Below are 26,457 nucleotides of genomic sequence, written 5' to 3' on the forward strand. Positions count from 1 at the left end.
GCCCACAGGCCAACCGACCAGCTTCGCAATTTCCTGTACTTCCTTATGTTTTTCAATGATTTGAGCTTATTTTCCGCGCCGGTCAAGACACCGGAAACGCCCCGCCGTGGGGCGCTCTGCTCTCCATGCGCACCAGAGAAATGCAAGCGTCATACCACCAGTCAGGTCATCAACAGCTAGGCTTCATCTCGCACGCAAGAGCGGCCCCGTGGTGAATTTATGAGAAACTTTCCTCCGCCCCCGGGGCTCGAAAACTAGGAACCTCAACCCGCACAAGGAGCATCACATGCCTCGCAAGACCGCAGTGAACGCCGCCAAGGATGAACTCCTGGCCGAATTCCAAGCCCTCGTCAGCGACACCGAGAAACTCCTGCAGAGCTCCGCCGACCTGGCCGGCGCCGAAGCCGACCAGATGCGCACGCAGATCCACGAGAGCCTCAAGCGTGCCCGCGATGCCATCTACTCCACCAAGGACTCCGTGCGCGACCAGGGCAAGGCCGCCGTGGACGCCACCGAGGACTACGTCGGTGACCACCCCTGGCAGGCCGTGGGTATCGCCGCCGGTGTCGGCTTCCTCCTCGGCTTGCTGGTCAGCCGGCGCTGACCGATGAGCGACGGAATGGACGCCGGGCCGAAGTCCTCGGCCAACTCTCCTTCCCTGCGGCGCTTCGGCGCCGCAGCCCTTGGCCTGCTGCACGGTCACATCGAGCTGTTGGGCATCGAGCTGCAGGAACAGAAGACCCGTACCGTGCAGATGCTCCTGATGGCCGGCCTCGCACTGGTCTTCGCCTTGCTCCTGCTGGTTGCGCTGTCGGTGCTGGTGTTGATTGTCTTCTGGGACAGCTACCGCCTGCAGGCCGCCATCGGCCTGTGCCTCTTTTACGTCGGCGGTAGCCTGCTCTGCGCGTGGCGTCTGCACCTGTTGGTCACCGATGAAGGCTCGCCCTTCAGTGCCACCCTCGATGAACTGGCCCGCGACCGGGAGCGCCTGTTGCCATGAGTGAAATGCCGGACGCCCGCAACCTGAGCCGGGCCGAGCTGCGCAAGGCCATCGTCCGCCTGCGCCTGGAAATGCAACGCCAGCAGCTTCGCCAGGAAGGTGAATTGCTGCTGCAACCCCTGAAACAGGTTCGCCATGTCGGCCAGAGCTTGCGTGGTGGACTGGCCGGCAATATCCCGCTGTGGGGCGCCGGCGGTGCCGCAGCCCTGGCACTCCTGTTCGGACGCAAGCGTCGCTGGATACGGCTGCTGCGGCTGGGGATCGCCCTGGCGCCAGTCATCCTGCAGATGCGCAGGAAGCCCGACCATCAGGACCCTCCCGCGCCCTCGACGCACCTCTGACGTCCATACTGGCCACATTCTTGCAAAGTGACATGGAGCAGCGCTCCGGCGCTTTCCTGTCACGCCACTAAGGATGTGTCCCTTGATCGACGGGCAACCCATCGCCTGCTTCCAGCCATTCATCGACACCGCGACCGGCCTGATCGCCGGTGTCGAGGCGCTGGGGCGGTTGCGCCAGGACAACGGTGACCTGCAATCGGTCGGCCCGCTGTTCTTCAACCCGCGAGTCGGCCTCGCCGAACTGCGCCGCCTCGACCGGCAAATCCGCGATGCCGCCCTCGCCCGCATCCATGAGGCGCCCAAGGACTGGTTCCTCAGCCTGAACATTTCGCCGCGCTGGATCAGCCGCCTACGCCCGAACCAGCCACTGCCCAGCCTCAAGCAACTGCAACAGCAAGGCGTGCCGCCCGAACGGGTGGTCTTCGAGATCACCGAGTTGGGCGGTGCCCACCAGCGTCTGCCCGAAGTGGTGGCGCGCTATCGAGACGCAGGTGCGCGTATCGCCATCGACGACTTCGGTGCCGGTTACTCGCAGTTGGATCGCGTGCTGGCGCTGCAACCGGACATCCTCAAGCTGGACATGCGCCTGTTCCAGGAGGCAGCACGCGGCGGCCCCAGCGGCGAGGTAGTGAAAGCCCTGGCGCAGATGGCCGAGAAGACCGGCTGCTGGATCATCGCCGAGGGCGTGGAAACCGAAGAGGAGATGGACTTCGCCCTGGAGTGCGGTGCGCGCTATGTGCAGGGCTACCTGTTCGCCAAGCCTGCGTTGGAGTTTCCCGCCAGCGACGCCTTCCGGGCCGCCTTTGCCCAGCGCCGCGACCATTACGTGAATCGCAAGCTGCGGGAGCGCGCCAACCTCATCCAGTTGCGGCAACAACTCTCCGAACTGATGAACATGCTGCGCCCCTGGGCCGAAGGCGGCGCCATGCTCAGCAGCCTGCCACCAGCGCCGGAGTCCTTCAGCCGCCTGCTGCGCATTTACCAGTGCGACCGCCACGGCACCCAGACCTCGCCAAACCTGGAGTGGAACGGCCTGTTCTGGAAGGAAAACCGCCGCTACCTGGGGCACAACTGGTCCTGGCGTCCGTACTTCTACCAACTGCTCGCCGAGGGCTGGGAAGAACGCCGCCTGACACTCTCCAACACCTACCGCGACGCCACCACCAACCAATACTGCATGACTGCCGGGCAATTCATCGACCAGGGTCGACGGCTTCTGCTCATCGACATCGACGCCGAAGGTCTCTAGCGCCACGATTGAGATTGCCGGCACGAACGGCTAGCGTTGCCAGTAACTCTCTCGATTGCGGAAAGAAGAATGGATTGGCACACCCTGCTCCCTCGAGAACGCCTCGGCAAACCGGTGCACAGCAGCGCCGAACTCGGCCGCAGCGCCTTCCACAAGGACCACGACCGCATCATCTTCTCCGGCGCCTTCCGCCGCCTGGGGCGCAAGACTCAGGTGCACCCGGTATCGAGCAACGACCACATCCATACCCGCCTGACCCACTCCCTGGAAGTGGCCTGCGTCGGCCGCTCGCTGGGCATGCGCGTCGGTGAAATCCTCCGCGATCGCCTGCCTGAATGGTGCGACCCGGGGGACATGGGCGTCATAGTGCAGTCCGCATGCCTCGCCCACGATATCGGTAACCCGCCCTTCGGCCATTCCGGCGAGGATGCCATCCGCCACTGGTTCCAGCAGGCCGCCGGGCGCGGCTGGTTGGATGGGATGAGCGAAGAGGAGAGCTCCGACTTTCTGAACTTCGAAGGCAACGCCCAGGGCTTCCGCGTCCTCACGCAACTCGAATACCACCAGTTCGACGGTGGAACTCGCCTGACTTACGCCACCCTCGGCACCTACCTGAAATACCCCTGGACGGCACGCCATGCCGACTCCCTCGGCTACAAGAAGCACAAGTTCGGTTGCTACCGCAGCGAACTACCGTTGCTGGAGCAGATCACCCAAAAGCTCGGCATGCCGCAATTGGAGGACGAACGCTGGGCGCGGCACCCGCTGGTCTATCTGATGGAGGCTGCCGATGACATCTGCTATGGACTGATCGACCTGGAGGACGGCCTGGAAATGGAGTTGCTCGATTACGCGGAAGTCGAATCGCTGCTACTCGACCTGGTGGGGGATGACCTGCCGGAAACCTACCGCCAGCTTGGCCCGAAGGATTCACGCCGGCGCAAGCTAGCCATCCTGCGCGGCAAGGCTATCGAGCACCTGACCAACGCCGCCGCACGAGCCTTCGTCGAACAGGAACCTGCTCTGCTCGCCGGCAGCCTGCCAGGCGACCTGGTGGAGCACATGCATGGTCCCGCCAAACACTGCGTGCAGCGAGCCAAGGCCATGGCGCGAGAAAAGATATTCCAGGACAAGCGCAAGACACTGCACGAGATCGGCGCCTACACCACCCTTGAAATCCTGCTGAATTCCTTCTGCGGCGCGGCACTCGAGCAGTACGGCCGGAGTAAACCGTCATTCAAGAACCAACGCATCCTTGATCTGCTCGGCAACAATGCACCGGAACCGGACTGGACGCTCTATCGCGCGTTCCTTCGAGTCATCGACTTCATCGCCGGGATGACGGACAGCTACGCCACAGAGATGGCTCGCGAGATGACCGGCCGCTCCAGCCCCAGCTGAAGCGGTCGCGCCGACTAGGCGACGAGTGTCCGCAGTTGCGCCAGCAATTCGTCCTGCAAAAGCGCCATCGCCTGCTCCACCGCCAATGCCCGATTGAGCACCTCCTTGCTGCTCAGGCCATCCTTGCAGCCGCCTTCAAGCTGACCGCACAACTCCTGAAGCGCACCCGCGTTGACCAAGCGAGCGGCACCTTTCATGCGGTGGGCGAGGTCCGCCAGTTGCTTCCAGTCACCCGCCTCCCATAGAGGCCGAACCTGGTCAATATCGAGCCGGTTGCTGCTGTGCAACTCCTCCAGCAGGCGGCGAATCAGACCGGGGTCACCGCCGGTCATCTCCCGCAGGGACTTCAGGTCAACCCCATCGGCTCGCTTGCTCTGGGCGTCTCTTGGTCGGTCATCGGCAGCGGTGATCTTCGGTACTGTTTCCAGCCGTACCCGCAAATTGTCCAGACCAATGGGCTTGAACAGGCAATCGTCCATCCCGGCGCGTCGACAGTTCTCGACCTCGTCCGGTTGGGCATTGGCGGTGAAACCGAAGATCACGCAAGGCTCAGCCTCCATCTCCGCTTCCAGTTCGCGAATTCTGCGCGCCAGGCCATAGCCGTTGAGAACCGGCATGTTGCAGTCGGTAATGACCAAATCAAAATCGCCCGGATGCCATGCCTGAAGTGCCAGAGAACCATCGGACGCCACTTCGACCCGGTGCCCCAGGTGCTCCAGTTGCTGGGTCAGTAACATCCTGTTGGCAGCGTGGTCGTCGACCACCAGCACCTTGAGCGAATGCACAGACCTCGGCACATCCGGCGCCGGACGCACATCTCCTTCGGGCAGGCTCTCGAGTGTTTGCAGCAACAACCGCACGGTGACCGTCGTTCCTACGCCGGGGCGGCTCTCCATACGCACCGTGCCGCCCATCATTTCCGCTAACTTGCGGCAGATGGTCAGGCCCAACCCAGTGCCGCCACGACTTGCGTGGCTGCTGCGGGCAACCTGGCTGAAGGGCTCGAACAACTGCCGCTGATCCTCTTCGGAAATCCCAATACCGCTGTCTTTCACGCTGACTTCGAGGGACAGGCGCTCACCAGCGACCCTCTCTCCGGAGACGTGGATTCGCACATGGCCAATATCGGTGAACTTGATGGCATTGCTGACCAAGTTGGAAAGAATCTGCTTGAACCGCAGCGGATCGATGAGCACGTCACAGGCGGCGTCCGCCTCGATCTCCAGCCGCAGTTCCAGTGCCTTCTGTCGGGCCAGCCCGTCGAACACCCGGGCCACGGACTCCACCAGTTCGCGCAGGTGCGCGCGCTCCGGCAGGAGGGTCAGTCGTCCGGACTCGATCTTGGCCACGTCGAGAATGTCACCGATCAACGTCAGCAGCGAGTGCGCAGAGTCATAGGCTACTTCCACCGGTTCGCGCTCCCAGTGGCCTTGATCGGCGCGAGTCAACGCCAGCTCCAGCATCCCGATCACTGCGTTCATGGGAGTGCGGATCTCATGACTCATGGTCGCCAGGAAGGTACTCTTGGCACGGTTGGCTTCCTCGGCCTGCTCCTTGGCCGCCTCCAGTTGGTGATGCAGGCGCTCTCGCTCGGTCACATCGATCCAACCGGTCACCACGCCGGAGAGCTCCCCACCGGGCCCACGGTATGGCGTCGCCCAGTAATGGATTTCACGAACATTGCCGCAAATCTGCAGCATCAGATCGGAGGCCACTTTGCCATTCTGCTCCATAGCCTGCTGATGAATCAGCTGGAGCGTGGCTGCGTCGCGCGCATCCAGCCACGAGCAATCGGCAACTCGGGTGCCGCCAACCGTGTCGTGGGACATGCCGGTCTCGGTCAGGAATCCGATATTGCAGGTGACAAGACGTCCTTCGCGGTCCCGTACGGCCACCGGCTGGGGAATACCATCGATCAGGGCACGCTTGAATGCGAGTCGGTAATTGAGCTCGCGCTCGGAGTCCTGTCGGTGCCGGACCTTCAACCACAAGCGCCAGTTCCACAACAATAGCAGGAGCAGCAACAGTGTTGCGGCCCACGCGAACTGGATGAATTGCGTGCGATAGCCTTGCCAGATGCTGTCCGGCTTTTCCATGCTGGCGGACCAGCGGGTAACGATGTTGCTCATATCCTCGGGGGAAATGGCGAGGATCGCCTTGTTCAGAATACCGAGAAGCTCCGGGTCCGTCTGGGAAACGGCCAGGGAGAACTGGCCCGGCTCCCGGTCGAGGGCAAGTGCCACACGCAGCTCCGGGTAATAGCGAGAGATCAGGTAATTGGCGGAAGACAGCAGATGAATTCCTGCATCGACCTTGCCTTCGCTGATCATCGACAGATCATCGACGTTGTTTTCGACCTCAACCAGTTTGGCCTGAGGATGATGCATACGCAGAAAGTCGGCGATGACAGAGCCCTTTGGAACCGCTACTCGACGCCCATCCAGATCACCCAGCGAATGTAGCCAGTCACTCTTTCCGGACACCACGACCACGAAGGAGGCGGTCATGTAAGGACGAGTGAAGCCGAGCCACTCTTCACGCTGAGCCGTCGGTGTCAACGCTGAGATGATGTCTGCTTTGCCCGTTTTCACCTGCTCCAGCATTGCCGTGACGCTGGGCTGAGGACGTACCTCGAAGTCGAGGCCAGTGCGGCTCTGGACGAGGTCCAGTACGTCCGCGGCAATGCCGCGGAACTGCCCCTGAGCATCGAAAAATGAGACGGGAGCCAGAGCCTGATCCACGACGACCACCGGGCGCGGATGAAGATCAAGCCAGCGCTGTTCCCGGGGAGTGAGGATGAGTCGCTGATTGACGATCGAGAATGCCCCGCCAGGACTCCAGCGTCGCTGGATTGCGCTCTTGGTCTGGCGTGGAATGGCAGCCAGGGTATGGTTGAGAATATCCAGCAGCTCATGCCCGGAGGAGATGACGGCGAAGCTGAACCCCAGGCCATCGAAGCCGGCGAAATTCAGCGGCTTGAGGTTCGCCAGGTACCCCTGGCTGATCAGATACTGAGCACTGAAGGCATCCCCGACGTAGAAGTCCGCCTGACCGAAGGCAACGGCCTCCAGGGCCCGACGCACCGACTGGTAGCTCTGGATGGTGGTTCCGGAAAGGTATTTGTCGCGCTCATCCACGGAGAAATAGTCGCTGACCACGGCAATGCGCTTTCCCACCAGTTGCGCAGCACTCTCCAGGCGTACGCCCTCCGGGCCAATAACCACAGGCTGATTGGAAAAATAGGGTTGAGTCAGGGTGACTTCGGGCCGCATTGCCTCGTAACGGGTGGAACGACTGAGCATGTCGATATCGCCCTGTTCCAATGCCTTCAGGGCGGTGGTGCGATTCGCATAACGGCGCACTTCGATGTGGACATTGAGCGCGTCAGCAATGACGCCTGCGAAATCTGCCGTGATGCCTTCGAGATCCGTGCCACTGGCCATGATGTCGAAGGGTGCATAGTCCGGCGCGGTCACACCGAGACGCAGCGTGCGCTTGTCCCTGAGCCATTGCCAGTCTGAATCGTTCAATTTCACCTTGACCGGCTCGTCCGTCGAACGAGCCAGCAGGTTCATTGCGGTCCAATCGTGCTGCTCCGCGACTCCCCATCCACAACAGAGGAATAACAACACACTGACGAGCAAGCGGAAGCGGTACATCACACACCTCAGACCAGCGCGTTCCGCTTGGCAAACTCGATCAGATCGACCAAGGAATGGGCGTTGAGCTTCAGCAGCAGTCGGGTCTTGTAGGTGCTGACCGTCTTGTTGCTGATGAACATCTGTTCGGAGATTTCCTTGTTCGAATACCCGTTGGCCAGGTACTGGAGGACGGCCATCTCACGGTCGGAAAGACGCTGAATGAGTTCCTGGTCATCCATCTGCCCGCTGTTGCGGCGGGTCTGGCGAACGGCAGTACTGGGGAAGTAGTTGTAACCGGCAACCACGGCGTTGACCGCACTGATCAGCTCCGCCAGCCCACCCTGCTTGCAGACGAAGCCCGAAGCTCCGGCCTGCATGCAGCGCATGGCGAACAACGAGGCGCTCTGTCCGGTCAGCACCAGGACCTTGAGCGGAAGCTCGAAAGCGGAGATCCGGCTGATGACCTCCAGGCCATCGAGCCGAGGAATACCGATATCCAGAACGACGAGGTCGGGGATCAGATCCTTGACAAGCGAAAGCGCATCCACGCCGTTGTCAGTCTCCCCGACGATAACGTGGCCTTCCTTTTCCAGCAGAACGCGCATTGCCATACGAATGACCGGATGGTCATCGACAATAAGAACTTTGCTCATCAAGCTTCCTCCCACAGACCCATCGAAATTAATATTTGTCCGTAAGATATATGCCAAGCTTGTTCTGTCGAGATTACCCACCCTCATTATTTATCATTAGAGGGTTTTCCTACGTAACATCTAAATAATTCCTACAATAATCTCTCTCAGCTCCACCACTCGCCTCCCTTCCGCAAGAATATTCCGACTCCAAACAGGAGAAAATCTGACTTGGAGCCCTGATAAACCTCGGCACTATCTCCGCATACTTCATCTAGCTGGCTCCAGGTATGCATTTCTTCTTGTTTACAGGCAACAATGGATACGCCTCTCCACCATGTCGACCTGTAGGATGCCAAAAATCAATCGAAGACCTCTGCCTAGGCCATTCCGGACACGAAGAGGCGTTCGATTCTGCGACCTGTGCGGCAGCAGATGCCAGACTTAAACTCTATCCATCGTGGGGTTATTCACGGAAAAGCCTGATGATAATCACTTTCGCCAGAAAAGCTGGTGAACACTGAATAAAAACTCACATTTCCTAGGAGAGTTGAAGTCCAACCGGCACAGTGCAATAGATAATAGTCAGAGACCATTGAAGATCAGCCAGACCAGATAACAATCACGCTTCGCTCAACACAGAAGCCAAAATAGCTCCAGAGAAATCGACCTAACCTTTCATCCGCAATAGTACCCAGAACAAATACAAAGAAGATATTTAAAACCTGAGCACACATATGAAGGCACACACTAAAACCTCCAAAATAAAATTATTAGACACCTGTGCTTGCCTGTGAAAAAGCATCAGCGAAGTTCATCAGCTGCATCCGGAGTTTTCAAGGAGCTCGTCATGCAGGACAACAAACTCAGCATCCTGGTCGTCGAAGATCATCCCTTCCAGTTAATCGCCACCCAAATGCAATTGAACCGCTTGGGATTCTTCAGGCTGACTCCTGCACTGGACGCCACGGAAGCGCGCGAAGCGTGCGCACGTCGCAGAGAACCATTCGACTTGCTTCTCTGCGACATAAATCTGCCGGACGTCAATGGAATCGAATTGGCCTGCGAGCTGGCCGACGCAGGCAGGGTTCTCCACGCAGTCCTGTTCAGTGGCCGCGAAGAAGATGAGTTGCAGGCCGAGCTAAAAACGCTCAGAGCACGAGGCCAGCCCATCCTGGCCTGCCTGCCGAAACCTCTCGACCCATGGAAACTGATGCAGGTCCTGAGAGCGGAGGAGAGCCTCAAGCTCAACGAGCAGGCGGATTGACCGGCTGGTCCGGGTACCAGGCATCAATCAACGGGCTGACGGTGAACTCCGCCAGCTCGGGCTGCTGCCTCAACCAGCCTTCGACCAACTCGCGCTGCTCGTTGCTCACCGAGCCACGCCGGGCCAGGCAGATGAAGCCGTACTCATCGCACCCACTGTAGACAAGGTCATTGGGCTCGACAGCATCAGCGGCGAAGCGCTTCAAGAAATTGCCGATGGAGTCTTCGTCCTTACCCTCGCGGTACTTGAAGCTCAACTCGAAACCGAGCTCCTGGAACTCATCGACACACAACTTCTTGCGTAAACGACGGGAACGATGGGTGGCCATCTGAATCTCTCCTCATGAGGGCTTCGCCACTCGACGAACAAGTGTGCCCGAGCCAAATACACAACTTGCGCCAGCACAGTCACGCAGTATCTCGTCGAGACGACCGGCTCTCGAAGGCCTGCGCATACTGGAACGGCTTGCGGCATAATGTGCCGCGTCTCCCAGTCCAACAGGGAGTACTTCAACTGTAGTGTTGCGCTTCATCTTTTCATTTTTTCAAGTCAATGCCCGACCACTGGGATGTCATCTTTTCTATGTTCAAGTCTCTGCGCGTCCTCGCTCTCGCCACATTACTGCCCTTTGCCTTACCCGCCGTTGCCCAGATCAACACCACCCTGCCCGAGCGCGTACAGAAGGCGCTGAGAGCCAGCAAGCTCACCGATGACGCTCTCTCGCTGGTGATGATTCCGCTCGAAGGCCCCGGTAACGCCACTTATTTCAACTCCGACGTCTCGGTGAACCCGGCGTCGACCATGAAGCTGTTCACCACCTATGCCGCCCTGGAGATGCTCGGCCCGACCTATCAGTGGCAGACCGAGTTCTACACCGACGGCCAGCTCAAGGACGGCGTCCTGAACGGCAACCTGTATCTGAAGGGCGGCGGCGATCCGAAGCTGAACCTGGAGAAACTCTGGTTGATGATGCGCGACCTGCGCGCCAATGGCGTGCTCAAGGTCACCGGCGACTTGGTGCTGGACCGCAGCTACTTCAATATTCCGCAGTTGCCGGTGTTCAATGACGACGGCGGCGACGACAACAAGCCGTTCCTGGTCGGCCCCGACTCGCTGATGGTCAACCTGAAGAGCGTGCGTCTGGTAATCCGCACCGAGGGCAGCAAAGCCACTGTCCTGATGGACCCGCCGCTGGCGAACGTGCGCATCGACAACCAGATCCAGGTGAGCAAGGCCGCCGCCTGCCCGGCCTGGCCGAAGCTGCGTTTCAACCCCGTGACCCAGTTCGACGGTACCTCGCTGGTCGCCACCGGGCAGATTCCGCAAGGCTGTAGCGCACAGACCTACATGTCCCTTCTCGAACACCCCGCCTACACCGCGGGTGCCGTGCGCGGCATCTGGCAGGAACTGGGCGGCAGCATCCTCGGCAAGGACCGTGAAGGCGCCGTACCGAAGAACGCCACCCTGGTGGCCCGCGCCATGTCGCCGGACGTCGTGGAAATCATCCGCGACATCAACAAGTTCAGTAACAACACCATGGCCCGCCAGCTGTTCCTCTCGGTCGGCCGCCAGTACCGCAACGGCGCCGACGCAGACGACGCCCAGGCCGCGCAGCGGGTGATCCGCCAGTGGCTGGCGCGCAAGGGCATTACCGCCAGCCACCTGGTGATGGAGAACGGTTCCGGCCTGTCCCGCGACGAGCGCGTCAGCGCTCGCGAGATGGCTGCCATGCTGCAAGCCGCGTGGCACAGCCCCTATGCTGCCGAGTACATTTCCTCGCTGCCGATCGTGGCGAAGGACGGCACCATGCGCAAACGCCTGCGCGGCACGCCCATGGCCGGCGAAGCCCACGTGAAGACCGGCACCCTGAACACCGTACGCGCACTTGCCGGCTTCAGCCGTGACGCCAACGGCCGCACCTGGGTCGTGGTGGCAATTCTCAACAGCAACCGCCCCTGGGGTGCCTCGTCGATCCTCGACCAGGTACTGCTGGATCTCTACAGCAGCACCAAGCACTGATCCAACGCGAGCCCCGGCCAACAGGCCGGGGTTTTCGCATCAGGCTTCGACCTTTTCCAAACGGTCGCGCCCCAGGCGCTTGGCGCGATAGACCGCTCGGTCCACCTTGCGCATCAGATCATCGGCGCTTTCCCCAGGGGACCAGGAGGCGACTCCGAAGCTCGCCGTGACCACGCCCACTCCCTCCATCGGCTGACCACGCAATGCCTGCCACAGCGCCTCGGCCAACTGCCAGGCCTGCTCCGTGGTACTGCCCGGGCAGAGCACCACCAGCTCCTCGCCTCCCAGGCGACAGAACACATCCACCTTGCGCAGGCGCTGGGAAATGCGCTGGCACAAGGTCACCAGCACGATATCCCCCGCCTCGTGGCCAAAGCGGTCGTTGATATTCTTGAAGTGGTCGATGTCGAACATCACCAGCGACAGCGGCTCGCCGCTGCGCGAGCAGCGTGCCATGGCCTGGTCCAGTTGCTCCTTGAAATAACGGCGGTTGTGGATGCCGGTGAGCGCATCGGTGACCGAAAGGCGCCGCAGCTCCAGCTCCGCTTCCTTGCGCCGGGTGATGTCGGTGGCGATGCCCAGGTAACCGGTGGTGCTGCCAGACGAATCGCGCACGCCGGTGATGATCAGATTGATCTTCAGTTGCCGGCCATCTCGACGTACGCAGGTCCATTCGTGCTCCTCGTGACCCTCGCCGACCAATGCTCCGACCACTTCGAAGCCGCGAATCTCACGGCCGAGGATGCTCGACAGATCCTGCGCACGACGGCGGATTTCGTCCTTGACGAAGACGTTCTCCGGCACCGGCCTCCCGATCACCTCCTGGGCGCTGTAGCCGAACATGCGTTCGGCCCCCACATTGAAGCTGCGCACGAACCCGCGCAGGTCGGTCGACACGATGGCAACCTGGGTCGCCGCATCGAGCAGGCCGTGCAGACGGCTATTCACCTCGCCCAGCTCCAGTTCGGCGGCCTTGCGCGAACTGATGTCGGTCTGGGTACCGATCATGCGCCGCGCCGCGCCGTCGTTGTCGCGCTCCACCACCTGCCCGCGATCGAGTACCCAGAGCCAGCGCCCACTCTTGCAGCGCAACCGATGTTCGCTCTGGTAGAGCGAAGTCTCGCCACGCAGATGCCGGCGCAACGCTTCGCAACGTGCGACCTTGTCGTCTGGATGGACGCGACTCAGGCTTTCGTCGGTCGTGGTGCCCACCTCGCTGTCGCGGTAGCCAAGCATCGCTTTCCAGGCGTGGGAGTAGAAGACGCTGCCGCTATCCAGGCTCCAGTCCCATACGCCATGACCGGCACTGTCCATGGCGAAATGCAGGCGCGCCTGGTTCTCCTGCAGCTCCAATTGGTTGGCGCGCAGTTCGGCCGTGCGCTCTCCCACCAGTTGCAGCGCCCGCTGACGCTGGCCCAGCAGGATCAGGACATAACCAGCGAGCAACAGGGAGGTCAGCCCGCCCGCGAAGATCACCCACAGCTGAGGATGCCCCTGGTTGCGCCGCAGAAAGTCGCTGGACGGCTCGACGCGCACCAGATAGTCGCGACCAGCGAATGCCAGGTGGCGCTCGGCCACCAACCCTGCTGTCTGGTCGGGGGACACCGGGCTTCGATACAGGGGGACATCCGGGCGCAGGTCGCCGGAATCGCGCAATGTCAGGGCCAGTTGCTCCTCGCGTCCCTCCACGCCCTGCTCGATGAGCAGCCGATAACTGATGGCCGCCAGCAGGATGCCCTGGATCCCGACGCGGGTTTCCGCCGTTGGGCTGGGCGTCACGCTGGTCCGGTAGAAGGGCGCCGCCAGCAGTACCCCGGTGGAATCGGCCGGCGGTGCGCCGGGCAGGACTACCGGGATAGAGGCCGCAACAGCGCGCGTCTTCACTACGCGCCGGGTCAGCTCGCGCCCCGGCAACGTCGAGTTGAGATCCAGCCCCAGCGGCATTTCCTCCAGATACTCGGAGGCACCATAAAGGACAGGGAAGTAGTTGTCCCGGACCTGCGCGGGAATCGGCTGCCCCTGCAGGTTGAGCTCGAACAGCATGTAGTCGAGCATCCCGGCAGCATGAGCGCGGGCTTCGAAAGCCTCCCGGTCGTGCTGCGCCACATGGGGCAGCCAGGCATAGCCCAGCGTGTCGCCCAGCAGGGGACTGACGAAATGCTCGAACTCCTCTCTGGAGACCGACCTGGAATTCTCGAAGAAGCGCTGGATCGACTCCAGTTCACTCTGCTGTATCGTGAACCGCTCGCGGACCCGGTCGATCCGCTAATTGGCGGCCAGGGAGAACTGCTGCTCGAGGGCTATACGGGCGTTACGCCAGACATTCCAGCCCAACAGGGCGGTCAGCAGCAGACCTGCCGCCAGCACCAGGCCGGCGGCGCGCAGAGCCTTCTTCTGGCTGACGACTCCCTGAGCAACGGGCAACTGCTCGTAGGCCGGCAACTGAGTCATGTGAAATCCCGATCTCAGGGTTACTCAGTTTTTATAGCAGCCGATGGCCATTTGCCCAGCGCCCGCGCGACGCACGGCCCCTGCCGCGCGCCACAGGGACTTCAACGGACGGTGATGCGCCAGGCGCGGTGGATCTTGCTGTTGCGGGCAAAATCCTGGTCCAGCGTCTGGGCGCTGATATCCTCGACCTGGTAGCGCGCGGCCAGGCCTTCATCCAGCTCGAACTTGCGGAAGTTGTTGGAGAAGTACAGCACGCCGCCCTTGGCCAGACGCGCCATGGCCAGGTCAACCAACTCGATGTGGTCGCGCTGCACGTCGAACACCCCTTCCATACGCTTGGAGTTGGAGAAGGTCGGCGGGTCGATGAACACCAGGTCGTATTCGCCGCGGTCCTCGCGCAGCCACTCCATCACATCGCTCTGCACCAGGCGCTGCTTGTCGGAGAAACCATTGAGCGACAGGTTGCGGCGCGCCCAGTCCAGGTAGGTCTTGGACAGGTCGACGCTGGTGGTGCTGCGCGCATCGCCCTTGGCTGCGTGAACGGTGGCCGTGGCGGTGTAGCAGAACAGGTTGAGGAAGCGCTTGCCGGCGGCCTCGCGCTGGATACGCAGGCGCATGGGGCGATGGTCGAGGAACAGGCCGGTGTCGAGGTAATCGGTCAGGTTGACCAGCAGCTTCACGCCGCCCTCTTCGACCTCCATGAAGCGGCCTTCGGCGTTCTGCCGCTCGTACTGCTTCTTGCCGGTCTGGCGTTCGCGGCGCTTGATCACGATGCGCTCGGTGGGAATGCCCAGTGCTTGCGGCAGCGCTGCCAGGGCGTCGAGCAGACGAATCTGGGCCTTCTCCGGGTCGATGGACTTGGGCGCGGCGTACTCCTGTACGTGAGCCCAGTCGCGGTACAGATCAACAGCCAGGGCGTACTCGGGCATGTCGGCGTCATACACGCGGTAGCACTCGATCTTTTCCTTGCGCGCCCACTTGCCCAGCGTCTTGAGGTTCTTCTGCAGGCGGTTGGCAAACATCTGCCCGCCCTCGCTCAGACGCGCCTGCTCGATGACGGCGGCGCCCTGGGCCGGAGCGGATTCACTGCGCTCGCCACGGTCACCGGTCACGAACTGGCGCGGCTCGACGTCGAGCATGATCAGCTTGCAAGGCAGTGCGCCGTTGAAGAAGGCGTACTGCTTGTGGCTGCGGATGCCCATGCGCTTACCCAGTTCCGGCGCGCCCGTGAACACCCCTGCGCTCCAGCCCATGCAACTCTGGCGCAGGCGCTCGCCCAGGTGCTGGTAGAGGTACAGCAGGCTGGCTTCATCGCCCAAACGCTCACCGTAGGGCGGGTTGCAGATGATCAGGCCCTTCTGCCCCTTGTCCGGGCGCGGTTCGAAGGTCGCCAGCTCGCCTTGGTAAATTTTCACCCACTCGGCCAGACCGGAGCGCTCGATGTTGTTGCGCGCAGGCTGGATCAGGCGCGGGTCAGCCTCGTAGCCGCGAATCCATAACGGGGTCTTCGCCAGGCCGATTTCGGCGCGCTGCTGAGCCTCGTCGATCAGTTTCTTCCAGATCGCCGGCACATGGCCCAGCCAGTTGCTGAAGCCCCAGCGCTCGCGCTTGAGGTTCGGTGCGACATCGGCGGCGATCAGGCCGGCCTCGATGAGGAAGGTGCCTACACCACACATTGGGTCGGACAGTGCGCCGCCTTCAGCGGCGATCTTCGGCCAACCGGCGCGGATCAGCACCGCGGCAGCGAGGTTTTCCTTCAGCGGCGCCGCGCCTTGCTGCAGTCGGTAGCCGCGCTGGTGCAGGCTGTGGCCGGAAAGGTCCAGCGACAGCACGGCCTGACCGCGATCCAGGTGCAGGTGCACGCGGATATCCGGGTTGACCTTGTCCACGCTCGGCCGCTTGCCGAACTCGACCCGCAGGTTGTCGACGATGGCGTCCTTGACCTTCAGCGCACCGAAATGGGTGTTGTCGATGCCCGAGCCTTTGCCGCTGAACTCCACCGCCAGGCTGCCGTCAGCCTCCAGATGGTCGCTCCAGGGCACGGCATTGACGCCCATGTAGAGGTCTTCGGCGTTGTTCACCGGGAAGCGCGAGAGCACCAGCAGCACGCGGTTGGCCAGGCGCGACCAGAGGCACAGGCGGTACGCCGTCTCCAGGTCGCCCTTGCCGCGAATGGCCGAAACCTGGGCGCGTGCCTCAGTCAGCCCGAGCGCCTGGGCTTCTTCCAGCAGCAAGCCATCGAGCCCTTTCGGGCAAGTAAGGAAGAGATCGTGCAAATCCGACATGCAAATAATTCCCGAGCCGTAGCCCATTGAGCAAAGCCGCTTACGGCCTTGTCGGCCACCTTTTGTTCGAGCAAGACGACCTTGTGTATTCATTTTCAGGGATGGACCGGCAATCGGCCTGCGGCTTCGCGTCGCAGAAAGTCATCCCGCTCGTCGGAACGAGAGATGGTCTCAATTAGACACACATTCCTCTTGATCCTCGGCAAGCTCCCGCCCCTGGCGGGTTATGCCGTACTGGCATTTTGCAAACCGGACAAACCTTATGGCTTGAACCCATAAGAGTTACGTCCTTATGACAAATTGGTCATTCACAGCCCCGGAACCTTTCGATAGAACTCGGGGTAATCCTTCACCGCAATGGTGTCGGGCGGGGCGCGTCACGCCGGCAATGCGCCCCATTTGGCGGAACATTCCGCCCGGCCTCCCTGGGGGGCCAACGGGACATAACAGTCAACAAGTGAGGGCAATACCCTATGAGAAGACTTAAGCGTGATCCGTTGGAAAGAGCCTTTTTGCGCGGTTATCAGCACGGCATTACTGGAAAATCTCGCGACCTCTGTCCGTTTACCCATCCCACTACCCGGCAATCCTGGCTCAACGGCTGGCGTGAGGGCCGCGGCGACAACTGGGATGGTTTGACCGGCGCCGCCGGTATTCAACGAGTGAACCAATTGCAGCACGCAACAGGCTGAATCCAGGGTCACCCACGACTTCCCCAAGCCGCCCCATCCGGGCGGAAAAGGGCGCAAGCCCAAGGGCTCCGAAAGGAGCCCTACTTATTTCTGGGGTCCGTACCTACGCCCGCCGGGCCGCCGCGATGGCGTCCACCGACTCACGAATCAACGCCGGGCCCTTGTAGATGAATCCCGAGTAGATCTGCACCAGGCTCGCGCCTGCGGCGATCTTCTCTGCTGCGTGAGCACCTTCGGTGATACCACCCGCCGCAATGATCGGCAGACGACCGCCCAGCTCACCAGCCAGTACCTTGACGATGTGCGTGCTCTTCTCGCGCACCGGAGCGCCCGACAGGCCACCCGTTTCATTGCCGAACGGCAGGTGCTCGACGCCTTCGCGCCCCAGGGTGGTATTGGTGGCAATCACCGCATCCATACCCGACTCGATCAGCGCAGCGGCAACCATGGCGGTCTCTTCGTCGCTCATGTCCGGGGCGATCTTGATCGCCAGCGGCACACGACGGCCATGCTGCACGTCCAGGTCTTCCTGGCGCTGGCGCAGTGCTTCGAGCAGTTGCTTGAGCGAATCGCCGAACTGCAGGCTGCGCAGGCCGGGGGTGTTCGGCGAGCTGACGTTGACCGTGACATAGCTGGCGTGGGCATAGACCTTGTCCAGGCAAATCAGGTAGTCATCCACCGCGCGCTCGACCGGCGTATCGAAGTTCTTGCCGATGTTGATGCCCAGCACGCCCTTGTACTTGGCTGCCTTGACCCGCTCGATCAGGTGATCCACGCCATGGTTGTTGAAGCCCATGCGGTTGATGATCGCCGTGGCTTGCGGCAGACGGAAAATCCGCGGCTTTGGGTTGCCCGGCTGCGGACGCGGGGTAACGGTGCCGATCTCGACGAAACCGAAGCCCAGCTGGGCAAAGCCGTCGATGGCATCGCCGTTCTTGTCCAGACCGGCGGCCAGGCCCACGGGATTGGCAAACTCCAGCCCCATCACCGTCACCGGCAGGCTCTTCGGCGCCTGGGTCAGCAGGCCGTTGAGGCCAAGTCGGCCACCAGCGCCGATCAGGTCGATGGACAATTCATGGGAGGTTTCCGGGGAGAGCTTGAACAGGAGCTCGCGGGCCAGGCTGTACATGGTCGGGCATCGGTCGGCAAAATGGGGCGCTATTATAGCCAGCCCGCCCTCGCTCAGGCGAGGCGACGCAGCGCCAGCAGCCGCCCGGAATCGTCGAATTCCAGCTCGAAGCTGCCGTGAACTCCGGAGTAGGTGACGAATGGACGCAGATAATGCGCCGGCAGATTGACCTGCCGACCATCGCGACTGCTCACCTGAACCCGGTTGGCATGCCCGCGATAGAGCGCCTGCAGCCGATCCGCCGACAGAGAAATATCCAGCACAACGCAAGCCATGGAGGCCTCCCGGAAGTGAAGGAAAGAATTTTGCCACAACGCATGCGCCCAACGGCGCCAGGGTTTTCTATGCTTAGGGCAATACGCCGCGCATCCGGCCCGGCGCTTCCTGCACTGACCAGTCGGCCATCGGGAGTCTTGCGTCGTCCATGAGTCAACCACCTCGCCCCCGCAGCGTGACCAGTCGGCTGGCTGCCCTTGCCCAACGCCTGGGCATCGGCAGCGCCGATGGACGGAACATCGTCGAACGCAGCCGGAGCCTGTCCCTGCCCTTCGAACCGCTACCCGACTGGCCCGCCGGCCTCGGCTGGCAGTCCGGGCCGCCGCTGTACCGACTGATTGACCTGCCGCGCGGAGCGCTCTCCGGCCCCGTGCAGGAGGACAAGGCGCGCATCCACGCCGTACTCAAGCGCCTGGTAAGCAGCCGCCAAGAGGAACATCCCGCAGTCGACATGCGCAGCATCGACGGCTTGTGCTGCCGCGGCCTCATCGACAGCTCGCTTGCAGGGCTGGAGGAGCTTTCCAACTGCGAGCAGTGTCGCAAGGTGCGCATCATCAGTTACAACGATTTCACCAAGGTCCTGGGCGTGGCCCTGCCCGGCTTCGAACGCAAGACGCAACTGCAGTTACGCAGCGCCGGCTGGCACGGTGAGCGCTTGTTCTGGGACGACGATAATCACCCCTGCGAACTGGCCAACGCGGTGGTCTATGCCCGCCGCCGCGGGCTGGAGATCGTCCTGCCCGCGCGAATCCAGCGCTTCGCGTTGCAGGCTTCTGTCCTGGATGAACTGCAGCGCGACTTCCACATGCTGGCCATGCCGTCCAGAGCCTGGAGCGACGCCGCTTTCATGGAGTTGCTGCTGGAAACCGGCATGCCCTATGCGCGCTTCGGCCTGTTCAACTCGGAAACTCCGGAGAGCCTCCTGTTGCCCAGGGACAATCCAGCGTCGGATGCCTTCGGCCAAGGACTGCAAGAGGCCGGAGCACAGGATGTGATCACTTACCTGCGCGATGTCGGCAGCAAAAACTGACCCGCGGCGTCACACCTCAGGCGCATCCTCGTGGAGCTGACGCTCTTCCTCGTCCAGGCTTTCCAGCATCGTATGATGCCTGGCCTGCCACTCCTCGAGACTGAGTCCCGCCGTCGCCAACAGCTGCGGATTGCGCTTCACCAGGTAGACCGCTGCCCGCTGAGCGGAATCTTCCACCTTCCAGCTCACCTCGGCCGGATCGATCGGCCCTTCATAGGTGATCCAGCGGCTGAAATCCGGATACACACTGCAGACCTTCTGGAAATCCAGGTCCCGCATGCGCTGGTTGCCATACTCGATGTTCTCCACATCCTTGGCCTTCATGCCGACCGTCTCGGCGAAGGCGCGGCGCGACAACCCCGTCAGCGAGCGCAGCGCCCGTAGTCTCTCTCCTGCGGTGAACAGGAAACGTTTCTTTATCATGTGTCGTCCATCTCCGAGACTGCGAAGGCCCCGAAAAACACCCCAACTACTAGGATAAATTGGCTATCCAGACCGAGGCGCAAGCCCGTGGATCAAGGGGCATGATGGTGCGGGACACGAGATGAGGCAGGGAAGAGGATTCACCCCGGACTTGCTCGCGGGTGGCTATTACGTGACGCCGCAGCGCTTTGCACAGCTGATCGGCCTGGGTGATCGCCAAGCCATTGTGCAACGCTGGATCGAGCAGGGAGACCTTCCCTCGCGCTGCATCGGTGGCCAGACCCTGGTGGACCTGGCCGCCCTGCTCCTGATGACCCAGGCGGATCAGTCCTGATCCGCTTCCTGGGCGGCCTGCAACGCTGGCTTGGCAGGAATGCCGATTTCCACGCAAAGTGCCATGAAGCGCTCAAGGTCGTTTCGATACACCAGCACGCATTGCAGTTCGGTATCTAGCGGCTCGCTGAAATCCACCAGCACGTACCCGCCCTTTTCCGGATACAGCGCGCCGAGCTGGGTCTGGATGCGATTCAGCGCGGTGAGCGGATCCGCCTTGCGCAGTTGCTTGGCCTGCAGCACGAAATTGACGCTGGGGTCGAAGGAGGCGCGGATCTCGCCGAACAGCTCCTCGTAGCTGTCGCCCATGAACAGCACGATTTCCGGCAGGCTGCCGACCACGACCCATTCGCCCAGGGGAATGGGGAAGCTGTCGTCGTAGTTGATGTCTGCATTGGCCGCGAGGAAGGCGGCCGGATCGGCATAGGCCTGCGAGGCATCGTCGGCGATCTGCTGGATCTCTTCCTCCGCCAGGCAGCCGGAGCTGATCAGCGTGAGGAGTTCGACGAGTTGCGCTTTCATGAGGGAGTCCTGAAGAGAGATGAACAGCCGGAAAGCATATCTGCATTCGCCGTAAAACACCGCAGGCAGGGAACTTTCCGTCAGACAAAAGCGTCCGAAGTTGCCAGAAACGATACCCACTATCGAACGGGATGATTTCTGCTCACCTCGAGCGGTTGATAGCCTGACAACCATCCCGAACCAGCCTGCGTGTGAATCCATGAACCGTGCCCTCGCCCTTCTCTCCCTGACCCTGCCCCTGTGGCTGGTGGGGTGCGCCAGTCAGCCCGCTCCGCAGCAGGAGCCCTACAGCAACGAACAGGTGAAGTCCTTCGCGCTGAAGATGCTGGGAACCAGCAACATGTCCGATGAGCTGTACGCCAAGTACCGCCGGGCTCTGACCGAGCCCCGCGAGGATGGGCGGAGCGGGAGCTGATTTCGCGTTCTTCGTGTTCCTGACTACCGCTGGACGCCCCCGACGGGCCAGTGCTGTCGCTCTGCCTCTCCGCGATGCTCTTGCTTCTGATGGGGGTTTTGCGCCCCTTTGAAAGGCGCGCAGCGTCCGTGTCATGTCCCCTGCCTGGCCAAGCGACGTAAGCTAGGCAGGTTTCTCGCCCCTCCATCCCGTTTTGCGCTTCGCGAGCAATACCCGGGCCCTTCTGCCTCCTGCAAGGGACACTTCGGCCCGCCCGGACATTTGCCTGGAAATCCTTCAGAGCCAAAGCCCTAAGAACTGTTCGCGAGCAGGCTCGCTCCTACAGCCCAGTCAAACTGCGGAACGCTCTTCGCAGAAGCGCTTGCCTGCGAATACGCCCCGTTCCCGCGCTGGCAGACGTGCAGATCCAGGCAAAAAAAGCCCCGCACTTGGCGGGGCTGGAGCATCAAAACGTCAATCAGGCTCGCGCGTCACACAGGGCACACACCCTGCTGGTTGCTCTGAGCCAGGTCGAGCAGCTCGCGGTTAGCCACGGCGTACATGGCGTAGTCCGTGCTGGTGGAAGCACGCAGCTCGACGAGCATGGCGCGCCAGCGGGCGACCATCGGGGCGTGCTGTTCCAGCCAGAGTGCCACGCGCGCATCGATTTCCGCCGGACCGTCCTGCATCTGCAGCACGGAGACGGTGATTGCCCGCTGCTGCCAGTCCAGGTCGTCGCGGAAGGCCTCGCGAGCCAGCGCCTGCCAGTTGTTCTCCACCGGCAGGGAGCTGAGCTGCTGCAGGTACCAGGTCAGTTCCAGCTCGCTGCCCAGGGCGAAGTAGGCGCGCGCCACGTCGGCCGGGTCGCGGCCGGTGACGTCGGCCGCTTCGACGATCGGCAGCAGGGTGTAGAGATGGCTGGTGCCGGCGACCATGCGTGCCAGCAGCTCCGGCACACCGGCGTCGACATAGGCCTGGTAACGCGCCTGCCACAGCTCGCGGGTCGGGCCTTCGAGCAGTTCGTTGAGCTTCAGGCCAAGGGCGGCGATGCGCGGACCGAAATGCGCCACGTCACGGGCGGCATCCTGCTCGTTGCGGCGGCTGCGCAGGAACCAGCGCGTTGCGCGGCGGCCCAGGCGCATCAGTTCGTCCATCAGGGTCAGTTGCACTTCCGCCGGCACCTGGTAGTCCAGCGCCTCGATCTGGCGGAACCAGTGCGGCAGGTGGAAGACATCGCGCACGATCACGTAGGCACCTGCCACATTCGCCGGCGTCATGCCGGTGGACTCCTTCAGGCGCTGCACGAAGGTAATGCCCATGTGGTTGATCAGGTCGTTGGCGATCTGCGTGCTGACGATCTCGCGCTTCAGGCGGTGCCTGCGCATGGCCGGGCCGAAGGTGTCGACCAGGGTCTGCGGGAAGGCCGTTTCCATGTCGCGGGTCAGGTAGTCATCGTCCGGCACCAGCGAGCCCAGCAGCTGCTCCTTCAGATCGATCTTGCTGTAGGAAATCAGCACGGACAGTTCCGCGCGAGTCAGGCCCTGCCCGGCGGCGATGCGTTCGGCGAGCCCCTCGTCGGTAGGCAGGAATTCCAGCGCGCGGTCCAGCTTGCCGCGGCCTTCCAGGTCGCTCATCAGGCGCTTGTACTCGGCGATGCGCTCGCGGGCACGGCGCTCGGCCAGGGACAACGCCTGGGTCTGCTTGTAGTTGTTGCCCAGCACCAGGTCGGACACCTGGTCGGTCATTTCCGCCAGCAGCTTGTTGCGCTGCTTGCTGGTCATGTCCCCGGCGGTCACCACCTCGTTGAGCAGGATCTTGATGTTCACCTCGTGGTCGGAGCAATCCACACCACCGGCGTTGTCGATGAAGTCGGTGTTGCACGCGCCGCCATTGAGGCCGAATTCGACCCGCGCCAGTTGCGTCATGCCGAGGTTGCCGCCCTCGCCCACCACTTTCACCCGCAGGTCGCAGCCGTCCACGCGCAGGCCATCGTTGGCCTTGTCGCCGACGTCGGCATGGGTTTCATCGCTGGATTTCACGTAGGTGCCGATGCCGCCGTTCCACAGCAGGTCCACCGGCGCCTTGAGCAGCGCGTGGATCAGCTCGGTCGGGGTCAGGCGCTCGGCGTCGATGTCGAAGCGCGCGCGCACTTCCGGGGTCAGGGTGATGCTCTTGGCGCTGCGCAGGAAGATGCCGCCGCCGGCGGAGATCAGCGAGGCGTCGTAGTCGGCCCAGCTGGAGCGCGGCAGGTTGAACAGCCGCTGGCGCTCGGCGAAGCTCGCCGCCGGGTCCGGATTGGGGTCGAGGAAGATGTGCATATGGTTGAAGGCCGCGACCATCTGCAGCTTGTCGGACATCAGCAAACCATTGCCGAACACGTCGCCAGCCATGTCGCCGATGCCGATGACCGTGACGCTGTCCTTCTGCACGTCGATGCCGCGCTCGCGGAAGTGGCGCTGTACCGAGACCCAGCCGCCGCGGGCGGTGATGCCCATGCCCTTGTGGTCGTAGCCGGCGGAGCCACCGGAAGCGAAGGCGTCGCCGAGCCAGAAGTTGTAGTCGGCGGAAATGCCGTTGGCGATGTCGGAGAAGGTCGCGGTGCCCTTGTCCGCCGCCACCACCAGATAGGGGTCGTCCGGGTCGTGGCGGACCACGTTGGCCGGCGGCACGACGTTGCCTTCCTTGAGGTTGTCGGTGATGTCCAGCAGGCCGGAGATGAAGATGCGGTAGCAGGCGATGGCCTCGGCCTGGATCTCATCGCGCGAACCACCCAGCGGCAGGCGGCGCGGGATGAAGCCGCCCTTGGCGCCGGTGGGCACGATCACCGCGTTCTTCACCTGCTGCGCCTTCACCAGGCCCAGCACTTCGGTGCGGTAGTCCTCCTCGCGGTCGGACCAGCGCAGGCCACCACGGGCCACGTCGCCGAAGCGCAGGTGCACGCCTTCCACCCGCGGGCAGTAGACGAAGATTTCGAACTTGGGCGTGGGCCGCGGGATTTCCGGGATGGCCTTGGGGTTGAACTTGAAGCTGAAGTAGCTCTTGTTCTGCCCGGCGGCGTCGGGCTGATAGAAGTTGGTACGCAGGGTCGCCTTGATCAGGTCGAGGTAGCGCCGCAGGATGCGGTCCTCGTTGAGCACCTGGACGTTGTCCAGGGCCGAGAGAATCGCCTGTTCCAGCTTCTGCTGCTTGTCTTCAAGGTCCTCGGCGGTGAGCTTGCGGGCCAGGTAGAAACGGGTCTTGAACAGGCGCACCAGTTCGCGGGCGATGTCCACGTGGGCGTTCAGCGCGCTGGCGATGTAGCCCAGGTCGAAGCCCAGGCGAATCTGCTTGAGATAGCGCGCGTAGGCACGCAGCAGGGCCACGTCGCGCCACGGCAGGCCGGCGGTCAGCACCAGGCGGTTGAAGGCGTCGTTCTCCGCATCGCCGTTGACGATGTGGACGAAGGCGTCCTGCAGGGTCTCGTTGAGTTCCTGGATGTTGACGTCCAGGCCCTCGGCGTAGGTGAAGGCGAAGTCGTGGATCCAGTACTCGCGGCCATTGGTGTGGCGCAGGCGGTAGGGGAACTCGCCGAGTACGCGCAGGCCGAGGTTCTCCAGGATCGGCAGGACGTCCGACAGGGCCAGCGGCGTGTCGGCGTGGTAGAGCTTGCAGTGCAGCTGCTGCTCACCCTGGGCCAGCGGCTGGTAGAAGCTCATCACCAGCGGGCGGCTGTCGCCCAGGCTGGACAGGTGCTGCAGGTCCACCACGGCGAAGTGCGGGGCGAAGCGCTCGCGATAGCCGGCCGGGAAGCCTTTGGGGAAGTCTTCCAGCAGATTGTTGCCCTGCCCTTCGCCGAAGTTCTCCAGCACCAGCGCGGCGTAATCGTCCTGCCAGGAGCGGCAGGCCTGGATCGCCTCCTGTTCAAGCTGGGCAGCATCGACGTCGATGCGGTTCTTCGGGTCGACGCGCAGGATGAACTGCACGCGGGCCAGGGTGGATTCGGAGAAGAAGGTCCAGAACTCGCAGTCGCTGGCCTTCAGGCGCTCCATCAGCACCTGCTGGATCTTCATCCGCGTTTCGGTGGAGTAGATGTCGCGCGGCACGTAGGCCAGGCAGTAGGCGAAGCGACCGTAGGGGTCCTTGCGCAGGAACAGGCGGATCTTGTTGCGTTCCTGGATCTGCACGATGGACATGGCGGTGGCATACAGCTCGTCCACCGGGGTCTGGAACAGGTCGTCGCGCGGCAGCACTTCGAGAATCTGCGCCAGTTCCTTGCCCAGGTGCGCCTTGCTGTCGAAGCCGGAGTTCTTCAGGACGGCGGCGACCTTGCCGCGGATGAACGGGATGTCGAACACGCTCTCGGCGTAGACCGCCGAGGTGTACAGGCCGAGGAAGCGGAACTCGCGGACGACCTTGCCCTTGGCGTCGATCTCGCGGATCGATACGTAGTCCGGATAGGCCGGGCGGTGCACTCGGCTGGGCTGGGAGGCCTTGGCGAAGGACAGCAGCACCGGCTCGCGCAGGTAGGCCACCGCATAGTCCTCGATGTGCAGGTCTTCCTTGTTAAGGCCGGCGCGCAACAGCTTGGTCAGGCCGAGGAAAGCCTTGTCGTCGTACACCAGGTGGCCGCCATCGGCCTCCTCCTGCACGGTGAATTCTTCATAGCCGAGGAAGGTGAAGTGGTTGTCCAGCAGCCATTCGAGGAAGGCACGCACTTCGGCGGTCTCTTCCGCGCGGGCCTTGACCTTGGACTTGCCCAGCCAGGCCAGCAGCTCCTCGGCCTTGCTGCGCATGGCCGGGAAGTCGGCGACGGCCAGGCGGACTTCGCCGAGCACTTCCAGCAGGGCCTTCTCCAGGGTGCGCAGTTCGCCGGTCTGGGAGACGCGGTCGATCTCCAGGTACATCAGCGATTCCTGGTGCACGTCCTTGCCGGTGCTGTTCTTGGGCAGGATCTCCAGCAACTCGCCCTTGGCATTGCGGCGCACGCTGAGCACGTTGGTCTGCAGGGTGTGGATGCTGTAGCCGCGGCGGTTCAGCTCCATGCGCACCGAGTCGACCAGGAACGGCTGGTCCGGGTGCAGCACCTGCACGGCGGTGTGGGTCGACTGCCAGCCGTGCTTTTCATAGTCGGGGTTGTACACCGCGACGATCGGCTGGGCGGGGTTGAAGCGTTCCAATAGGCGCCAGGAAGACAAGGTGCAGCCGACCAGATCGGACAGCCTGCGCTGGGTCAATTCGTCGAGGGAGATGAAGCCGAAGAACTGCTCGGCGAACAGGGCCACTTGTGGCAGACCCTTGTCGTCGACGTGCTGCGCCAGGGCCGCTTTCAGTTGTTGCTGGAAGTCGGCTTTGCTGGCTGCGGTGAAGAACGCCATGTTGTTACTCCGCTGGGC

22 protein-coding genes are annotated in these 26,457 nt (G+C 62.5%); 11 read left to right on the top strand and 11 right to left on the bottom strand.

From position 1 onward, the window contains the following. Positions 1–286 precede the first annotated feature (286 nt). From LDJ84_RS20450 to LDJ84_RS20470, 5 genes are all read left to right on the top strand, one after another. On the top strand, positions 287–604 hold the full coding sequence (locus tag LDJ84_RS20450) for a DUF883 family protein (protein ID WP_024765073.1): 318 nt from the start codon (positions 287–289) through the stop codon (positions 602–604). 15 nt (positions 605–619) lie between these two features. Further along, positions 620–1,000 carry a phage holin family protein gene (locus tag LDJ84_RS20455; RefSeq protein ID WP_024765074.1) on the top strand — a complete coding sequence of 127 codons (381 nt, stop codon included), beginning with the start codon at positions 620–622 and terminating at the stop codon, positions 998–1,000. Next, entirely contained in the window at positions 997–1,341 is a 345-nt protein-coding gene (locus tag LDJ84_RS20460; protein WP_226045344.1) for a hypothetical protein, read from the top strand. Before LDJ84_RS20455 ends, LDJ84_RS20460 begins: the two co-directional genes overlap by 4 nt. An 82-nt stretch (positions 1,342–1,423) precedes the next feature. After that, on the top strand, positions 1,424–2,590 hold the full coding sequence (locus LDJ84_RS20465; protein WP_065327405.1) for an EAL domain-containing protein: 1,167 nt from the start codon (positions 1,424–1,426) through the stop codon (positions 2,588–2,590). Between the two features lie 69 nt (positions 2,591–2,659). Next, positions 2,660–3,991 carry a deoxyguanosinetriphosphate triphosphohydrolase gene (locus LDJ84_RS20470; protein WP_226045345.1) on the top strand — a complete coding sequence of 444 codons (1,332 nt, stop codon included), beginning with the start codon at positions 2,660–2,662 and terminating at the stop codon, positions 3,989–3,991. A 14-nt stretch (positions 3,992–4,005) separates the two neighbouring features. Here the strand turns inward: LDJ84_RS20470 and LDJ84_RS20475 are convergent, their stop codons facing one another. Both LDJ84_RS20475 and LDJ84_RS20480 read right to left on the bottom strand, forming a co-directional pair. Next, positions 4,006–7,566, bottom strand: a complete 3,561-nt coding sequence (locus LDJ84_RS20475) for a transporter substrate-binding domain-containing protein (protein ID WP_226045346.1) — start codon at positions 7,564–7,566, stop codon at positions 4,006–4,008. 92 nt (positions 7,567–7,658) lie between these two features. Then, complete coding sequence (locus LDJ84_RS20480) at positions 7,659–8,285, bottom strand: response regulator transcription factor (protein ID WP_024765082.1); 627 nt, start codon at positions 8,283–8,285, stop codon at positions 7,659–7,661. 829 nt (positions 8,286–9,114) lie between these two features. Here LDJ84_RS20480 and LDJ84_RS20485 point away from each other — a divergent pair. Continuing rightward, complete coding sequence (locus LDJ84_RS20485) at positions 9,115–9,531, top strand: response regulator (RefSeq protein WP_024765083.1); 417 nt, start codon at positions 9,115–9,117, stop codon at positions 9,529–9,531. Here the strand turns inward: LDJ84_RS20485 and LDJ84_RS20490 are convergent. Then, positions 9,512–9,859, bottom strand: coding sequence for a YggL family protein (locus LDJ84_RS20490; protein WP_024765084.1), 348 nt, complete (start codon positions 9,857–9,859; stop codon positions 9,512–9,514). The two genes, LDJ84_RS20485 and LDJ84_RS20490, sit on opposite strands and share 20 nt — an antisense overlap. 254 nt (positions 9,860–10,113) lie before the next feature. Between LDJ84_RS20490 and dacB the strand changes: the two genes are divergently transcribed. Further along, a complete protein-coding gene (dacB, locus tag LDJ84_RS20495; RefSeq protein ID WP_024765085.1) occupies positions 10,114–11,550 on the top strand; it encodes a D-alanyl-D-alanine carboxypeptidase/D-alanyl-D-alanine-endopeptidase in 1,437 nt (478 codons plus the stop codon). 39 nt (positions 11,551–11,589) lie between these two features. Here the strand turns inward: dacB and LDJ84_RS20500 are convergent, their stop codons facing one another. The 3 genes from LDJ84_RS20500 to rlmKL form a co-directional block, all read right to left on the bottom strand. Beyond that, the gene (locus LDJ84_RS20500; RefSeq protein WP_318784725.1) at positions 11,590–13,812 is read right to left on the bottom strand and encodes a diguanylate cyclase; all 2,223 of its coding nucleotides are present in this window, start codon (positions 13,810–13,812) and stop codon (positions 11,590–11,592) included. A gap of 3 nt (positions 13,813–13,815) precedes the next feature. Further along, positions 13,816–14,001 carry a hypothetical protein gene (locus LDJ84_RS20505; protein WP_226045347.1) on the bottom strand — a complete coding sequence of 62 codons (186 nt, stop codon included), beginning with the start codon at positions 13,999–14,001 and terminating at the stop codon, positions 13,816–13,818. A gap of 101 nt (positions 14,002–14,102) precedes the next feature. Next, positions 14,103–16,286, bottom strand: a complete 2,184-nt coding sequence (gene rlmKL, locus LDJ84_RS20510) for a bifunctional 23S rRNA (guanine(2069)-N(7))-methyltransferase RlmK/23S rRNA (guanine(2445)-N(2))-methyltransferase RlmL (protein WP_226045348.1) — start codon at positions 16,284–16,286, stop codon at positions 14,103–14,105. A 473-nt stretch (positions 16,287–16,759) separates the two neighbouring features. Between rlmKL and rmf the strand changes: the two genes are divergently transcribed. Continuing rightward, a complete protein-coding gene (rmf, locus tag LDJ84_RS20515) occupies positions 16,760–16,978 on the top strand; it encodes a ribosome modulation factor (protein WP_081519407.1) in 219 nt (72 codons plus the stop codon). Positions 16,979–17,081: 103 nt separating this feature from the next. Here rmf and LDJ84_RS20520 read toward each other — a convergent pair whose 3' ends face one another. Together LDJ84_RS20520 and LDJ84_RS20525 are read right to left on the bottom strand one after the other, a co-directional pair. Beyond that, positions 17,082–18,107, bottom strand: a complete 1,026-nt coding sequence (locus LDJ84_RS20520) for a quinone-dependent dihydroorotate dehydrogenase (protein WP_226045349.1) — start codon at positions 18,105–18,107, stop codon at positions 17,082–17,084. Positions 18,108–18,160: 53 nt separating this feature from the next. Then, the gene (locus LDJ84_RS20525; protein WP_226045350.1) at positions 18,161–18,382 is read right to left on the bottom strand and encodes a DUF2835 domain-containing protein; all 222 of its coding nucleotides are present in this window, start codon (positions 18,380–18,382) and stop codon (positions 18,161–18,163) included. A 149-nt stretch (positions 18,383–18,531) separates the two neighbouring features. Here LDJ84_RS20525 and LDJ84_RS20530 point away from each other — a divergent pair, with 149 nt between their 5' ends. Further along, the gene (locus LDJ84_RS20530) at positions 18,532–19,413 is read left to right on the top strand and encodes a DUF6685 family protein (RefSeq protein WP_226045351.1); all 882 of its coding nucleotides are present in this window, start codon (positions 18,532–18,534) and stop codon (positions 19,411–19,413) included. Between the two features lie 9 nt (positions 19,414–19,422). On the opposite strand, the gene LDJ84_RS20535 is transcribed toward LDJ84_RS20530, so the two are convergent. Beyond that, positions 19,423–19,836 carry a helix-turn-helix domain-containing protein gene (locus LDJ84_RS20535; RefSeq protein WP_226045352.1) on the bottom strand — a complete coding sequence of 138 codons (414 nt, stop codon included), beginning with the start codon at positions 19,834–19,836 and terminating at the stop codon, positions 19,423–19,425. A 121-nt stretch (positions 19,837–19,957) separates the two neighbouring features. Here LDJ84_RS20535 and LDJ84_RS20540 point away from each other — a divergent pair, with 121 nt between their 5' ends. Continuing rightward, on the top strand, positions 19,958–20,170 hold the full coding sequence (locus tag LDJ84_RS20540) for a hypothetical protein (RefSeq protein ID WP_024765092.1): 213 nt from the start codon (positions 19,958–19,960) through the stop codon (positions 20,168–20,170). Here the strand turns inward: LDJ84_RS20540 and LDJ84_RS20545 are convergent. Then, positions 20,161–20,691 (bottom strand): hypothetical protein, encoded by a 531-nt coding sequence (locus LDJ84_RS20545; protein WP_065084934.1) that lies wholly within the window; start codon positions 20,689–20,691, stop codon positions 20,161–20,163. The genes LDJ84_RS20540 and LDJ84_RS20545 overlap by 10 nt on opposite strands. A gap of 199 nt (positions 20,692–20,890) precedes the next feature. Here LDJ84_RS20545 and LDJ84_RS20550 point away from each other — a divergent pair, with 199 nt between their 5' ends. Further along, entirely contained in the window at positions 20,891–21,106 is a 216-nt protein-coding gene (locus tag LDJ84_RS20550; protein WP_037012057.1) for a hypothetical protein, read from the top strand. Positions 21,107–21,576: 470 nt separating this feature from the next. Here LDJ84_RS20550 and LDJ84_RS20555 read toward each other — a convergent pair whose 3' ends face one another. Then, the gene (locus LDJ84_RS20555) at positions 21,577–26,439 is read right to left on the bottom strand and encodes an NAD-glutamate dehydrogenase (protein WP_226045353.1); all 4,863 of its coding nucleotides are present in this window, start codon (positions 26,437–26,439) and stop codon (positions 21,577–21,579) included. Between the last annotated feature and the right edge of the window lie 18 nt (positions 26,440–26,457).

The sequence above is a fragment of the Pseudomonas sp. HS-18 genome, from assembly GCF_020401845.1.
In the GTDB taxonomy this organism is placed as follows: domain Bacteria; phylum Pseudomonadota; class Gammaproteobacteria; order Pseudomonadales; family Pseudomonadaceae; genus Pseudomonas; species Pseudomonas nitroreducens.

Coding starts and splice junctions, on each gene's coding strand:
- LDJ84_RS20470 (WP_226045345.1), top strand. CDS start 2,660: ATGGATTGGCACACCCTGCTCCCTCGAGAACGCCTCGGCAAACCGGTG.
- rmf (WP_081519407.1), top strand. CDS start 16,760: ATGAGAAGACTTAAGCGTGATCCGTTGGAAAGAGCCTTTTTGCGCGGT.
- LDJ84_RS20530 (WP_226045351.1), top strand. CDS start 18,532: ATGAGTCAACCACCTCGCCCCCGCAGCGTGACCAGTCGGCTGGCTGCC.
- LDJ84_RS20455 (WP_024765074.1), top strand. CDS start 620: ATGGACGCCGGGCCGAAGTCCTCGGCCAACTCTCCTTCCCTGCGGCGC.
- LDJ84_RS20485 (WP_024765083.1), top strand. CDS start 9,115: ATGCAGGACAACAAACTCAGCATCCTGGTCGTCGAAGATCATCCCTTC.
- LDJ84_RS20475 (WP_226045346.1), bottom strand. CDS start 7,566: ATGAACCTGCTGGCTCGTTCGACGGACGAGCCGGTCAAGGTGAAATTG.
- LDJ84_RS20520 (WP_226045349.1), bottom strand. CDS start 18,107: ATGTACAGCCTGGCCCGCGAGCTCCTGTTCAAGCTCTCCCCGGAAACC.
- LDJ84_RS20545 (WP_065084934.1), bottom strand. CDS start 20,691: ATGAAAGCGCAACTCGTCGAACTCCTCACGCTGATCAGCTCCGGCTGC.
- LDJ84_RS20535 (WP_226045352.1), bottom strand. CDS start 19,836: ATGATAAAGAAACGTTTCCTGTTCACCGCAGGAGAGAGACTACGGGCG.
- rlmKL (WP_226045348.1), bottom strand. CDS start 16,286: ATGTCGGATTTGCACGATCTCTTCCTTACTTGCCCGAAAGGGCTCGAT.
- LDJ84_RS20460 (WP_226045344.1), top strand. CDS start 997: ATGAGTGAAATGCCGGACGCCCGCAACCTGAGCCGGGCCGAGCTGCGC.
- LDJ84_RS20490 (WP_024765084.1), bottom strand. CDS start 9,859: ATGGCCACCCATCGTTCCCGTCGTTTACGCAAGAAGTTGTGTGTCGAT.
- LDJ84_RS20550 (WP_037012057.1), top strand. CDS start 20,891: ATGAACCGTGCCCTCGCCCTTCTCTCCCTGACCCTGCCCCTGTGGCTG.
- LDJ84_RS20480 (WP_024765082.1), bottom strand. CDS start 8,285: ATGAGCAAAGTTCTTATTGTCGATGACCATCCGGTCATTCGTATGGCA.
- LDJ84_RS20450 (WP_024765073.1), top strand. CDS start 287: ATGCCTCGCAAGACCGCAGTGAACGCCGCCAAGGATGAACTCCTGGCC.
- LDJ84_RS20540 (WP_024765092.1), top strand. CDS start 19,958: ATGAGGCAGGGAAGAGGATTCACCCCGGACTTGCTCGCGGGTGGCTAT.
- LDJ84_RS20505 (WP_226045347.1), bottom strand. CDS start 14,001: ATGACTCAGTTGCCGGCCTACGAGCAGTTGCCCGTTGCTCAGGGAGTC.
- LDJ84_RS20555 (WP_226045353.1), bottom strand. CDS start 26,439: ATGGCGTTCTTCACCGCAGCCAGCAAAGCCGACTTCCAGCAACAACTG.
- LDJ84_RS20525 (WP_226045350.1), bottom strand. CDS start 18,382: ATGGCTTGCGTTGTGCTGGATATTTCTCTGTCGGCGGATCGGCTGCAG.
- dacB (WP_024765085.1), top strand. CDS start 10,114: ATGTTCAAGTCTCTGCGCGTCCTCGCTCTCGCCACATTACTGCCCTTT.